This is a genomic window from Streptomyces sp. NPDC025833 (assembly GCF_055558055.1).
Genome location: NZ_JBVHNF010000002.1, coordinates 192,734 through 205,955, shown reverse-complemented (window position 1 = coordinate 205,955; position 13,222 = coordinate 192,734). Strand labels below are relative to the sequence as shown.

The 13,222-nt window shown below is 74.9% G+C and carries 12 protein-coding genes; 7 read left to right on the top strand and 5 right to left on the bottom strand.

Annotation, left to right across the window (positions count from 1 at the left end; translation table 11 throughout):
* Nucleotides 1-219: 219 nt before the first annotated feature.
* From ACZ4K2_RS03705 to ACZ4K2_RS03695, 3 genes are all read right to left on the bottom strand, one after another.
* A complete protein-coding gene (locus ACZ4K2_RS03705) occupies nt 220-720 on the bottom strand; it encodes a GNAT family N-acetyltransferase (RefSeq protein WP_467470097.1) in 501 nt (166 codons plus the stop codon).
* Between the two features lie 234 nt (nt 721-954).
* On the bottom strand, nt 955-1,143 hold the full coding sequence (locus tag ACZ4K2_RS03700) for a hypothetical protein (protein WP_467470095.1): 189 nt from the start codon (nt 1,141-1,143) through the stop codon (nt 955-957).
* 253 nt (nt 1,144-1,396) lie between these two features.
* A complete protein-coding gene (locus tag ACZ4K2_RS03695; protein ID WP_467470093.1) occupies nt 1,397-1,975 on the bottom strand; it encodes a TetR/AcrR family transcriptional regulator in 579 nt (192 codons plus the stop codon).
* 266 nt (nt 1,976-2,241) lie between these two features.
* On the opposite strand from ACZ4K2_RS03695, the gene ACZ4K2_RS03690 reads away from it, so the two are divergent.
* From ACZ4K2_RS03690 to ACZ4K2_RS03665, 6 genes are all read left to right on the top strand, one after another.
* Nucleotides 2,242-2,826 carry a (2Fe-2S)-binding protein gene (locus ACZ4K2_RS03690; protein WP_467470091.1) on the top strand — a complete coding sequence of 195 codons (585 nt, stop codon included), beginning with the start codon at nt 2,242-2,244 and terminating at the stop codon, nt 2,824-2,826.
* The gene (locus tag ACZ4K2_RS03685) at nt 2,823-3,815 is read left to right on the top strand and encodes an FAD binding domain-containing protein (protein ID WP_467470089.1); all 993 of its coding nucleotides are present in this window, start codon (nt 2,823-2,825) and stop codon (nt 3,813-3,815) included. Before ACZ4K2_RS03690 ends, ACZ4K2_RS03685 begins: the two co-directional genes overlap by 4 nt.
* Nucleotides 3,812-5,950, top strand: coding sequence for a xanthine dehydrogenase family protein molybdopterin-binding subunit (locus ACZ4K2_RS03680; RefSeq protein WP_467470087.1), 2,139 nt, complete (start codon nt 3,812-3,814; stop codon nt 5,948-5,950). Before ACZ4K2_RS03685 ends, ACZ4K2_RS03680 begins: the two co-directional genes overlap by 4 nt.
* Nucleotides 5,943-7,118 carry an XdhC family protein gene (locus tag ACZ4K2_RS03675; protein ID WP_467470085.1) on the top strand — a complete coding sequence of 392 codons (1,176 nt, stop codon included), beginning with the start codon at nt 5,943-5,945 and terminating at the stop codon, nt 7,116-7,118. The genes ACZ4K2_RS03680 and ACZ4K2_RS03675 overlap by 8 nt, the downstream gene beginning before the upstream one ends.
* Nucleotides 7,119-7,320: 202 nt before the next feature.
* The gene (locus ACZ4K2_RS03670) at nt 7,321-8,886 is read left to right on the top strand and encodes a sodium:solute symporter (protein WP_467470083.1); all 1,566 of its coding nucleotides are present in this window, start codon (nt 7,321-7,323) and stop codon (nt 8,884-8,886) included.
* A gap of 103 nt (nt 8,887-8,989) precedes the next feature.
* On the top strand, nt 8,990-10,159 hold the full coding sequence (locus ACZ4K2_RS03665; protein ID WP_467470081.1) for an anhydro-N-acetylmuramic acid kinase: 1,170 nt from the start codon (nt 8,990-8,992) through the stop codon (nt 10,157-10,159).
* A 36-nt stretch (nt 10,160-10,195) separates the two neighbouring features.
* Here ACZ4K2_RS03665 and ACZ4K2_RS03660 read toward each other — a convergent pair whose 3' ends face one another.
* Nucleotides 10,196-11,539: a phosphatase PAP2 family protein gene (locus ACZ4K2_RS03660; RefSeq protein WP_467470079.1), complete on the bottom strand. Its 1,344-nt coding sequence runs from the start codon at nt 11,537-11,539 to the stop codon at nt 10,196-10,198.
* A 548-nt stretch (nt 11,540-12,087) separates the two neighbouring features.
* On the opposite strand from ACZ4K2_RS03660, the gene ACZ4K2_RS03655 reads away from it, so the two are divergent.
* The gene (locus tag ACZ4K2_RS03655) at nt 12,088-12,375 is read left to right on the top strand and encodes a hypothetical protein (protein WP_467470078.1); all 288 of its coding nucleotides are present in this window, start codon (nt 12,088-12,090) and stop codon (nt 12,373-12,375) included.
* A gap of 132 nt (nt 12,376-12,507) precedes the next feature.
* On the opposite strand, the gene ACZ4K2_RS03650 is transcribed toward ACZ4K2_RS03655, so the two are convergent.
* Nucleotides 12,508-12,717 carry a hypothetical protein gene (locus ACZ4K2_RS03650; RefSeq protein ID WP_467470076.1) on the bottom strand — a complete coding sequence of 70 codons (210 nt, stop codon included), beginning with the start codon at nt 12,715-12,717 and terminating at the stop codon, nt 12,508-12,510.
* Nucleotides 12,718-13,222: the final 505 nt, after the last annotated feature.

Here is a 13,222-nt window from a genome sequence, read left to right as displayed (position 1 = left end):
GTCGCGGAACCGGAGATGTGGCGAGGGTGGCGGTCGGGGCAGGTCCCGCGGGGCTCGGTGCGGGCGCCGGGGGAGGGCCGACCCGCCGGTGCGAGCCCGTCGGGATCGGCTCCCCGGCCACGGGGGTGCGCGACGACCGACCGCCCGCCGTACGGCCCGTCCCGTCGCGTACGGCGCCACGGGCGTGACCGCGCCCGGCGGCGGCCGGGTGAGGGGACGCTAGCCGGCCGCGGGCCGGGTGAGCGTCGTCGCCCAGTCGTTGGACCGCATCGGGTTTCCCGGCGGGTACTCGAACTCGCAGGCGCCCACCAGTTCGAACCCCGCCTTGCGGCACACCGCGTTGGACGCGGTGTGGTCCACGGAGGGGAACGCGTGCAGCCGGGCGCGCGTGCCGTCCCGGGCGGCCCGTTCGGCGCACAGCCGAAGCGCCTGGGCGGCGAATCCCCGGCCCTGGTGCTCGGGGAGGATGCCGTAGCCCGTCTCGTAGACGTCCTCCCCGCGCCACTCCCGGGGCCAGTACCCGACGGATCCGACCACCTGGTCGCCCAGGACGACCAGGGACATCCGGCCGCCGGTGGGGTCCAGGTACCGCTCGTGGCGCCGTTGCACCTGCTCGGCGGTCTCCGGACCGCCGAGGTGTGCGGTCATCTCGGACGTGTTCTGCCGGTGCAGCAGGTCGAGCCCCCGACCGGACCACCGCGCGAGGCTGAGAAGAGTCATGAGCCCGAAGGTAGCGGCAGGGTCTGACACCGGTACGCGCGGCGGGTGGCCGGGGCTCCGGCCGCCGTCCGCCGCCTCGACTCCTCGTCCACGCCCGGAGTCTCCCGGGGTTGCGGACCACCCGGATCCGGGTGGTCCGGCCCGCCGCGAGCCCGAACGCGCGGACCGCCGTGGTGGACGCCCCGCGCCGGACCACCTGGCCGGGCCGGCCGTCGACCGTGCGTTCCGGCAGCGTCACGGCGCCCGGTCCGCCGCCCCGACGCCGACGGCGTACCGTGCGATCCGCTCGCCGCCCTCGACCGGACGCAGCGCGGCGCCCACCCGGCCCCCGCCGTCCGCGGTGAGTGTGGCGTCCGGGTCCGGCAGACCGACGAGCCGCCCGATGTCCCTGGCCTCCCACGCCCGCCGGAAGTCCCTGACCACGCCCGCCTGGTGGGTCCCCGGCGTCTCGGGTGGCCCGGCGGCCCGGATGCGGCGGCGGGCCGGGCAGGCCGGCTCGCGGGAGGCCGCGGGAGTACGGCAGGCGATCCGGCGATGTCGGCGAAGGGGTGGCGGAGCACGTCGTGCGGGCTCGGCGCACCGGCGCCCGCGACCCGGCCGCCGAGCCCTCCCGGCAAGCCCCGCGGGCGCCTCGCGCACCGCCTCCCGCAGCCCCCGCGTGCCCGGCGTGACGCGGTCAGCCGCGGGGGGCTCCCGCCCGCAGGCCGGCCATCACGAGGTCGAGGAGGCGGGCGGCGCGTGGCCGCCAGTCCTGGTCCGGTTCGAGTTGCCAGAGCCCCGCGATGGCGAGGAGGAAGTCGTCCGCGGTGACCCCGGGCCGGATGGTGCCGGCGTCCTCGTTGGCGCGGAGCAGGCGGGTGGCCGCCGAGGTCACCGGCGTGTGGGGCGGCCTGGCCGGCCCGCCGGGCGCGGCGGCGGCCTGCCGGATCGCGTCGGCGAGTCCGGCCTTGGTCATGGCGAACTCGGCGAGCCGGTCCATCCAGGCGCGCAGCGCCTCGTCGGGCGGCCGGGTCTCCAGCAGGCGGGTCGCGCTGTCGGCCACCTGCCGCATCTCGTGGCGGTAGATCTCGAAGACGAGCGCTTCACGGTTGGGGAAGTTGCGGTAGAACGTGCCCTGCCCGACACCGGCCTTCCGGGCGATCACGCTGAGCGGGGCGTCCGCGCAGCGCGAGAGCTCGGCGAGGGCCACCTCCAGGATGCGTTCCCGGTTGCGCTGCGCGTCCGAGCGCCGGGGTGAGTCCTTCTGCTGCGGCACTCGTCCTCCTCGACCCGGGGTCCCCGACCGAACCCCGCCCTTGCTGACCGGACAACTGTCCGCTACGTTTACAGGTAGCGGACAGTTGTCCGCTTAGGTTCACCATAGCCGCGGACACGGCTCCGCGGCAGCCGTCGGCGCCGCCGTACTCCCGGCCCGGCACCCGCACTTCGCTTCGCCCGCGCGGCGCAGGTCGTCACGACCGCCACCGGCGCCCCGCGCAACCCGGCTGCCCCACCGTCCTGGATACGCGAAAGAAGCAGCTCATGGCCTCACCGACGTCCAGTGTCATCACTCTGCGGATCAACGGGGAGAAATACACACTGCCCCTCGACCACCGCGCCACCCTGCTCGACGCGCTCCGCGAACGCCTCGACCTCACCGGCACCAAGAAGGGCTGCGACCAGGGGCAGTGCGGCGCCTGCACGGTGCTGCTCGACGGGCGCCGCGCGGTCGCCTGCCTCCAGCTCGCCGTGGCGGCCGAGGGCCGGGAGATCACCACCATCGAAGGCGTGGCGGACGGCGCGCGCCTGCACCCCGTCCAGGAGGCCTTCCTCGATCTGGACGGCTTCCAGTGCGGCTACTGCACCCCCGGCCAGATCTGCTCGGCGATCGGCGCGATCGAGGAGCACGCGGCGGGCTGGCCGAGCGCCGTCACCCGGGACATCAGCCCCGAAGCGGGCCCGCCACCCCTGACCGCCGACGAGATACGGGAGCGGATGAGCGGCAACCTGTGCCGCTGCGGCGCGTACGTCTCCATCGTCGAGGCGGTGGCCCGCGCGGCCGGCAGCGGCGGCCCCGACGGGACACGGCCACCACTCGGCACCGAGACGAAGGAGACCGTGGCATGAGGGAGTTCGGCTACCGACGGGCGTCCGACGTCGCCGGCGCCGTCGCACTGCTCGGCGCCGAGCCCGGCACCCGCTACCTCGGCGGCGGCACCAACCTCGTCGATTTGATGAAGTCCGGCGTCGAACGCCCCGCACACCTCGTCGACATCCGCGAACTCCCGCTCGACGACATCGAGTCGACGGCCGACGGCGGCCTGCGCATCGGCGCCACCGTCACCAACGGCGACCTCGCCGCCCACCCCGAGGTCCGGCGGCGCTACCCTGCCCTCGCGCAGGCGGTCCTGGCCGGGGCCTCGGGACAACTGCGCAACATGGCCACCGTCGGCGGGAACCTGTTGCAGCGCACCCGGTGCGGCTACTTCACCGACGTCACCCAGCCCTGCAACAAGCGGGAACCCGGCAGCGGTTGCCCCGCCGTCCACGGCGAGCACCGCAACCACGCGATCCTGGGCGCGTCCGGGCACTGCGTGGCCGTCCACCCCTCGGACATGGCCGTGGCCCTCACCGCCTTCGACGCCGTGGTCTACTTCGAAACGGTAGGCGGAGCGGGGGAGTTGCCGCTCGCCGACCTCTACCTGCCGGTCGGTGACACCCCGCACCGCGAGACCGCCCTGCCGCCGGGCGCCCTGGTCACCGGGGTCACGCTGCCGCCCGCCCCGGCCGCCGCCCACTCCCGCTACCGCAAGGTGCGCGAGCGCGCCTCGTACGCCTTCGCCCTGGGCTCGGTCGCCGCCGCGCTCGACACCCGGGACGGCGTCGTCCATGACGTACGCCTGGCCTTCGGCGCCGTCGCCTCCCGCCCGTGGCGGGCCCGCACCGCCGAGCGCCTCCTGACCGGGGGCCCGGCCGACGGGGCGGCCTTCGCCGCCGCGGCCGACGCCGAACTGGCCGCGGCGCGCCCGCTGCCGCACAACGGATACAAGGTGGACCTCGTCCGCAACCTCGTGACGGCCGTCCTCACCGAACTCGCCGAGGAGGCCGCACGATGACCGCCTTCACCACCGAGACCGCCGCCCGGGCGTCCGCCGTCGGCACCGCCCACACCCGCGTCGAGGGCCGGGACAAGGTCACCGGAGCCGCGCGCTACGCGGCCGAGGTCCCCTTCACCGGCCTCGCCCACGGCTGGCTGGTGCTGTCCACCGTCGCCCGCGGCCGCATCCGCGCCCTCGACACCGAACCCGTCCTCGCCATGCCGGGTGTCCTCGCCGTCCTGGACCACCGCAACGCCCCACGCGTCGAGACCGACTACACCGGCCTGCTGGGCATGCGACCGGACCCGACCTGCGCCGTCTTCCAGCACGACCGGGTACCGCACCGGGGCTGGCCGGTGGCACTGGTCGTCGCCGAGACCTCCGAACAGGCCCGGGAGGCCGCCGAGACGCTCGTGGTGCACTACGAACAGCAGGCGCACGACGTTGACTTCGGCGGCGAGCACCCGGACGCCTACCCGGCGGACGGTCATATGCCCGCGGTGACGGGCAAGGGCGATCTCGACGCCGAACTGGCCGCCTCCGCCGTCGTCGTGGACGCCGAGTACACCACCCCCGAAGAGCACCACAACCCGATGGAACCCCATGCGGCGACCGCCCGCTGGGACGCCGGCCGGCTGGAGGTGACCGACTCCAACCAGGGCGCCACCTGGGTCGTCGGCGAACTCGCCGCCCTCTTCTCGCTCGATCCGGCGTCGGTGCGGGTGCGTTCCGAACACGTCGGCGGCGGCTTCGGCAGCAAGGGCGTCCGCGCCCACCAGGTGGCCGCCGTCATGGCGGCGACCGTCCTCCAGCGGCCCGTACGGGTGGTACTGACCCGACGTCAGATGTTCTCCCTGGCCGGCTACCGCAGCCCGACCACGCAGCGGGTCCGGCTCGGCGCCGACGCCGACGGGCGCCTGCGCGCACTGGAGCACCGCGGCCTCAGCCTCACCTCCACCGTGTACGAGTTCGTCGAACCGAGCGCCGCGGTGGCCCGGGTCATGTACGACGCCACCGCCCACCACACCGCCAACCGCCTCGTCCGGCTCGACGTGCCGTCCCCGACGTTCATGCGCGCCCCGGGCGAGGCGCCGGGGTCGTTCGCCCTGGAGGCCGCCCTCGACGAACTCGCCGAGAAGTGCGGCGTCGACCCGATCGAGCTGCGCCTGCGCAACGAACCCGACAGGGGACCGGTGTCCGGCCTGCCGTTCGCCGGCCGCAACCTGGCCGCGTGCTTCCGGGAGGGCGCCCGCAGGTTCGGCTGGGCGGACCGCGACCCGCGCCCCGGAGTGCGTCGGGAGGGCTGCTGGCTGCTGGGCACCGGCACGGCGGCGGCCTCCTTCCCCGCCGGCGCCGCACCGTCCACCGCGTCGGCCACCGCGCACCCGGACGGCGGGTTCACCGTCCGGATCGCCGCGGCCGACATCGGCACCGGCGCCCGCACGGCCCTCACCCTGGTCGCCGCGGACGCCCTCGGCACGACCCCGGAACGGGTCCGGGTCCGCATCGGCGACAGCGACTTCGGCCCGGCCATGATCGCCGGCGGCTCCATGGGCACCCGCTCCTGGTCCTGGGCGGTCGCCACCGCCGCCGCGGAACTGCGCGAACGGCTGGCCCTCGGCGCCGACATCCCGCCGGAGGGGATCACCGTGCGGTCCGACACGTCCGCCGCCGTCGGAGCCCTCACGCCCGCCGAACGGCATTCGTTCGGGGCCCAGTTCGCCGAGGTCGCGGTGGACACGGGCACCGGTGAGGTGCGCGTGCGGCGCATGCTCGGCGTCTTCGCGGCAGGCCGCATCGTCAACCCGCTCACCGCGCGCAACCAGCTCCGGGGCGGCATGATCTGGGGCATCTCCATGGCCCTGCACGAGGAGGCCGTCCGGGACCGCGCCTCCGGCGGCCACGTCGGCGCCGACCTCGCCGGATACCACGTGGCGACGCACGCCGACGTGCCGCACGTCGAGGCCGACTGGATCGACGACACCGACCCGGACGACCCGGTCGGGATCAAGGGCGTCGGCGAGATCGGCATCGTGGGCGCCGCCGCGGCCGTCGCCAACGCGGTCTGGCACGCGACCGGTGTCCGCCACCGCCGCCTGCCCATCCGCCCGGACCGGGTCCTGTCGGCCGCCGCGGGGGCGCCGGATGCTTGACCTGGCCGAGGACCTGCACCGCTGGACGCGTGAGGGCCGGGAGTTCGCCGTCGCCACCGTGGTGGCGGTCGGGGGCAGCGCGCCACGCGGTCCCGGCGCCGCCCTCGCCGTCGACGGCGCGGGCACCGTCGTCGGGTCGGTCTCCGGCGGGTGCGTGGAGGGCGCGGTCTACGAGCTGTGCCTGGAGGCGCTGCGCACGGGCGAGAGCGTCACCGAACGGTTCGGCTACAGCGACGACGACGCCTTCGCCGTGGGACTGACCTGCGGCGGGACGATCGACGTGCTGATCACGCCGGTGACCGGGCGGGCGCCCGTCCGGCCGGTCCTCGCGTCGGCCCTGTCCGCCGCCGCCCGCGGTGAACCGGCGGCCCTCGCCAGGGTCTGCCGCGGCCCGGCCGCGCTCCTCGGCCGCACCCTGCTGGTCCGGCCCGACGGCACGTACGAGGGCGGCCTCGGCGGCCGGCCGGAGCTGGACGCCACCGCGGCGGCCGAGGCCCGCGCCCTGCTGGAGTCCGGCCGCACCGGCACGGTCGAACTCTCCGCGGACGGCTCGCACTGCCCCGGGGGCCTCACCCTGCTGGTCGAGTGCGCGGTGCCGGCCCCTCGCATGATCGTCTTCGGCGCCGTCGACTTCGCCTCGGCCCTGACCCGGGCCGGCGCGTTCCTCGGCTACCACGTGACCGTCTGCGACGCCCGCCCCGTCTTCGCCACACGGGCCCGCTTCCCCGACGCCGACGAGGTCGTCGTCGACTGGCCGCACCGCTACCTCCGCCGCACCGCCACCGACACCCGCACGGTCCTGTGCGTGCTCACCCACGACGCCAGGTTCGACGTGCCCCTGCTGAAGGCGGCGCTGCGCCTGCCGGTGGCGTTCGTCGGCGCGATGGGCTCACGCCGCACCCACGAGGACCGCAACCGGCGATTGCGCGCGGAGGGCGTCACCGACCGGGAACTGGCGCGGCTGCGCTCCCCGATCGGCCTCGACCTCGGCGCCCGGACCCCGGAGGAGACCGCCCTGTCCATCGCGGCGGAGATCGTCGCCGCCCGGCGGGGCGGCACGGGCGTCCCCCTGACCGGCGCCGCGACACCCATCCACCACGACACCGCCGAGCACCCGGGAAGCGCCGCCCGGCCCCGCCGCGGCCGGGCGGGGGCCACGAGGCCATGAGGACCGACGGCCACGCACCGACGGCCCGGCCCGCGTGACCGCCCGCACGCGCTCCCGCACCGCCCGGGCCACCCGCCGAACGGCGCGCGCCGGACCGCCGGACGGCTCGGCGCCGCACGTTTTCCCCGTCGCGCGGGTATGACGGTGAGTACCACTGTCCGCACCCGCCGGCGACGCAGGCGGCCGTCGTACGGGAGTGAGCGTGCGCCGACTCGACCTGCTCGTGGTCGTCGTCTATCTGGTGGCGATCGCCGTGCTCGGACTGCGGCTGGCCGGACGGCAGCGCACGGCGAAGGACTACTTCGTCGGCGAGGGCCACATGCCCTGGTGGACCGTCTCGTTCTCCGTGGTGGCCACCGAGACCAGCGTGCTCACCGTGATCAGCGTGCCGGGCGGCGCGTACGGCGGGCAGGGCTTCGGCAACGTCGAACTGGCCCTCGGCTACGTCGTCGGGCGCGTCGTCGTGGCGACCGCGCTGATCCCGCTGTACAAGCGGGGCGGCTTCGTGAGCGCCTACCAGTACCTGGGCGGCAGATTCGGCCCACGGCTGCAAGGGCTCGCCTCGGTGACCTTCGTCTTCACCCGGCTGCTCGCCGAGGGGGTGCGGCTGTTCGCCTCCGCCATCCCCATCAAGCTGCTGCTCGACGAGTTCGGCGTGCACCCCGGCTACCGCGAGATCATCATCGCGCTCACGCTGATCACGGTCGTCTACACCTACCTCGGCGGCATCAAGGCGGTCATCTGGACCGATGCCGTCCAGATGGTCCTGTACCTGGGCGGCGCCCTCCTCGCCATCGGCGTGCTGGCCGGGCACGTCGGCGGCGACGGCGTCCAGCGCGCCCTGGACGCGGGCCGGTTCCGCCTCTTCGACACCGACTTCACCGCGGCGCACATCCTCACCAGCCCGTTCGCCCTGCCCACGGCGATCATCGGCGGCGCCATCTTCGCGATGGCCAGCCACGGCTCGGACCAGTTGATCGTCCAGCGCGTCCTGGCCACCCGCTCGCTCCGGGACGGCCAGAAGGCGATGATCGCCTCCGGCGTCTTCGTCACCCTGCAGTTCGCCGCGTTCTCCGCCGTCGGCGCACTGCTGTGGTCGTACAACGACGGCAGGAGCTTCGGCGAGCTGGGCCTGGCCAGCTCCGACAACCTGTACCCGGAGTTCATCCTGCACGGGCTGCCCGTGGTGGTCTCCGGGCTGCTCGTGGCCGGCATCCTCGGGGCGGCGATGGGCTCGCTGTCCTCGGCGCTGAACTCCATGTCCAACTCGACCGTCGCCGACATCATCCACACCCTCTTCCGCCGTACGCCCTCCGAGGACTTCCTGCTCCGGCTCGCCCGCCTGACGACCCTGGTGTGGGCGGTGCTGATGGCGGTCTTCGCCTGCGCCTTCAGCACCAGCACCGGCAACGTCTACCTCACCGGCCTGACCATCGCCGGGTACACCTACGGCGCGCTCCTCGGCGCGTTCCTCCTGGGACGGGCCGTCCGGCGCGCGACCGAGGCCGACGCCGTCGCCGCGTTCCTGGTGACGGTCGGCGTCATGACGTACCTCGTGCGCGGCGTCAGGATCGACGTCGACGTGGCCGGCACCACCGTGCCCACCGCGATCGCCGCGCAGTGGCTCGTGCCCATCGGGGTGGCGGTCACCCTGGCCGTGGGCGGGACGGCCAGCCTGTTCCACCGCGCCCCCGCGAGCACCCGGGCACCGGCCGCCGACGCCGGACCCGGGCCGGACCCGGCCCCGGCGGCCGCCGCCCAGGAGTGACACCGGGCGCGGCGACGCCCCCGTGCCACAGGCTTCCGACAGGAGCCGGACGACAGCCGCAGCCGACCCCGCCCACCCGGCGGAACCCGTACCAGGAGGCGCCGTGCGCGTGATCGGACTGATGTCGGGCACCTCGTTCGACGCCATCGAGGCAGCCGCGGCGGACCTCGCCCTGGACGGCGACACCCTGCTCCTGCGGCCCCTCGGGCACCTCTCCGCCGCCTACCCGGACGACGTACGGGAGCTGATCGCCGCCACCCTGCCGCCGGCCGCCACGACGACGCGGGCCGTCTGCGCCCTGGACACCGGCATCGGCCAGGCCTTCGCCGGCGCCGCCGTGCGCGCGCTGCGCGACCTGTGCGGCGGAACCGCCGACCTGGTGGTCTCGCACGGCCAGACCATGCACCACTGGGTGGAGGACGGCCGGGTCCGCGGCACCCTCCAGCTCGGCGGGCCCGCCTGGATCGCCGAGGCGACGGGGCTCCCGGTCGTCTCCGACCTGCGCAGCCGGGACGTGGCCGCGGGCGGCCAGGGCGCGCCGCTGGTCGCCCTGACCGACGCCCTGCTGCTGGCGGCGCTCCCCGGCACCCCCGCGGCACTGAACCTGGGCGGCATCGCCAACGTCACGGTGCTCACCCCCGGCGCCGAGCCGCTGGCCTTCGACACCGGCCCCGCCAACGCCCTGCTGGACGCCGCCGTACGGCACTTCACCGCAGGCGCCGCCGACCACGACGAGGACGGGCGCCGGGCCGCCGCGGGCCGGGTCCTCCCCGCGCTGCTGCGCCTCCTCCTGGCCGACCCCTACTACCGGCGGCCCGCGCCGAAGACCACGGGCAAGGAGCACTTCCACCTGCCCTACCTGCGGCGGGCGCTCGACGCCGCGCCCGGGGCCGCCGCCGACGACGTCCTGGCCACCCTGACCCGGCTGACCGCCGTCACCGTGGCGGACGCCTGCCGCGCCCACGGTGTCACCGAGCTCGTCGTCTCGGGCGGCGGAGTCCGCAACCCGGAGCTGATGCGCTCGCTCGCCGGGGAACTGCCCGGCGTGCCGGTGCGCCGCAGCGACACCCTGGGCCTGCCGTCGGACGCCAAGGAGGCCCTCGCCTTCGCCGTCCTGGGCTTCCTCACCGCCCATGGCCTGCCCGGCGCCCTCCCCTCGGGCACCGGCGCCCGGCGCGCCGTGCTCCTCGGCAGCATCACCCCCGGACTGGTGCCGCTGCGCCTGCCCGACCCCGCCGAGCGGCCGCCGCGCCTGCTGCGCGTCACGGCCTGAGCGGTCCGGGCGGGCCGTGACGCGGCCCGGGGCGGCTCAGACCGGTTCGGGCTGCGGTTCCGGCTGCTGGAGCGGTGCGGCTTTCGGTTCCCACGCTTCGGTGGTGCGCACATAGCCGTAGACCACGGAAACCGGCGCGAGGAGGAGGAGCGGACCGAACAGCCAGGGGTGTTCGGCCATCCGCATCGGCAGATAGCGATAGGCGAGCAGCAGCGCGACGAAAACGGCCGCTCCGTACGCGACCAGTTGCGTGCCCGCCCGGTCCCAGCCGCGGTCGACGGCGCGCAGCGCCGCCTCGACGGTGACCGCGAACACCACACCGGCGACGAGATCCACGCCGTAGTGATAGCCGAATCCCAGGGTCGCGGTAAGCGTCGCGATCAGCCAGAAAGTGCCCGCGTACCGCAGAACGCGCGGGCCCTTGCGGGAGTGGATGAAGATCGTGGTCGCCCACGCCGTGTGCAGACTGGGCATGCAGTTGCGGGGGGTGATCCCGTCGTACGGCATGGGCTGCGGCGGGTGGAGCGGCGGCGGTGTGGCGGGCCAGATATCGGCGATCGCCCAGTGTCCGCCGCCCGTGCCGAAGGCGCCGTTGCCGTAGGCGAAGACCGGCCCCACCACGGGGAAGAACATGTAGACGGCCGGTCCGACGAGGCCGATCACCAGGAACGTACGCACGATGTGGTGGCTCGGGAAGCGGCGCTCGGCCGCCACGTTGCGCAACTGGTACAGCGCGACGACGACCGCGGCCACCGCGAGCTGGATGTAGACGTAGTCGAGGAGGTGGGTGCCGATCGTGCCGGTGGCCTCGACGGCCCGGCCCACCAGCCAGGACGGGTCGCCCAGTGCGTGGTCGGCTGTGGCCACGTACCGGTCGAGCACGTTCGGGCGGGTCTTCGAGGTGATGAGGAGCCAGGTGTCACCGGTCTTGCGGCCGGCGACCAGCAGCAGCCCGAGCCCCACGCCCTTCAGGAGCAGCGCGCGCTCCCGTCCGGTGCGGCGCGTGACCGCGATCACCGCGTACCCGAGGAGCACCCACAGGGCGCCGTTGCCGAACATCATCTTGGCGTCCAGCGCCCACCGGACGAGGAAGAAGACGACGTCGACACCGATGGCGACGGCCAGCGCGACGAGCCGCTGCCGCCAGGTGAGCACCACCATCATCAACGCCAGGCTGGCGTACAGCAGCGGGCCCGACTTCGGGGCGAACACCACCTCCTGTGCCTGGTTGGTGATCGGTCCCGGGAGGCCGTAGTGGCGTGCCGCGATCTCCAGTGCGACGAGGAACCCCAGGGTCACGATGCCCGCCGCGGTCCACAGCACGGCCCGTGGCCGGCGCCACACGGCGAAAAAGGCTTTGAGGTTTATTCGTGAGAACACCCGTGATGATGTCGATATCAAGGTTTCAGCCGATGCGTAAGTTTTAAGTTGATCGTCGTAAGTCCGAACATGCTAGCCGAGCGGGTGTGTTTCACCGTTCACGGGTGTCCTGCCGCGGCGGAGTTCCGGCCGTGCCGGAAAATGCCCCGGATTTTTCGGGGGGCGAGCCGTCGGCGCCAGGCGCTCACGCGGCGTCGCCGCGCATTCCTCGGCCCGTGCGAGCCGGGTGCGCAGGTCCGCCACGCGCTCGAAGCCGCGCACCCGCTCCAGGCATTCCTCGCGCCGGTCGTCCGGCAGCACGGCCTCGGCTCGGGCGCGGACCGGACGGGGCCCGTGCCCGGACCGCCGGGAGAGGAGCGGCGCCGCCGGGGGGTGGGCTCGCGGCCGTGCCCGCCGACCTGCCCGCGGGGCCGTACCGGTGCCCGGGAGGCGGGCCGGCCGCCGGCGTCGTCCGCCCGGGTGATGCCGGGATGCGCCGCGTGCCCGATTCCGTACGGTCGGTTGCAGGGCCGGCAGGTGCCCCGGCCCGTACCGTCAGGAGGTTCGTCATGCGTCGCCTCGGCTCGACCCTCGCCCCACTCGCGGCCGCCGGTGTGCTCACGCTCGCCGTTCCCGGCTCGGCCCGCGCCGCGAACGGGTTCATCGTGATCAACGGAGTCGCGCACACCCGCCCCGGTGGCTGCATCGAGATCCCCCGGCTGTCCAGCGTCTTCAACGTCACCGACATACCTGTCCGGGTCCACGACCAGCCGGGCTGCCGGGGCGGGGTGGTCCGGATCATCCCGCCGGGCCTGGCGGTGCAGGTGCCCGGGACGCACAGCCTCCGCCTCGGCTGACCGGCACCGCGACCGCCGCCCCGGGAGCCGGGGGCCCGTGCCGGTTCGCACGGCTCGGCCGGCGGCCTTCGCTTCGCAAGCGCCCCGGCCGAGCAGCAACTCGCACCCCCGCCCCGCGCGGCTGCCGACCGGTCAGCCGCTGAAGCTCAGGGCGAGGGCGGCCAGGACCAGGGCGTACGCGGTCACGGTCAGGACGGTGCGGACGACGAGCGCACCCCGCCCCCGCCGGTGCGGCGGCGGTGCGAAGCAGCAGCAGGGCTGCTCGGGATGCCAGTACGGGGAGTCCAGCCAGTAGGAGCCCAGGAGACGGGCGGTGCTGGTCGAGCCGGGGTAGTCGTGCATGTGCGGGTCAACGCCGGGGGAGTCCGGCCGGGTGCGGCGGCGGGCCCGGTCGGCACCGAACCGTGATCTCGCATAGCCGCCGGGCAACTGCCACGGGCGCCGCCTCCCGCCCGGCCGGCGCGCCCCGGTCGCCGCCCCCGGGCCCGGTCGCCGCGGTCCGCCACCGTCAGCGCGGCAGGTACCGGCTGCGGATGGCGGTGGTCGCGAGGAACCCGGTCGCGGCCGCGGTGAGGAGGGCGCAGAGGGAGAGCAGCAGCGGGTGGCGTTGCATCGTGCGGGCCTTTCGTGCGGTGGTCGCGGACGCCCTGCCCAACGACGGCGGTCGCCTTTCGGCTCGACCCCGCGGCGGGCGCAACCCGCATGGCCCTGCCCGCCGGTACGCGGGGGAGCCGGCCGCACCACTCGGAGTACGGGCAGGCCGCACACCGTGCCGTGTCCGCCCCGGCGCCTTACGTCCGGCGTAATCGACCGGGCGCCTCCCGGTCGGCGAGAGTCGGCTCAGACG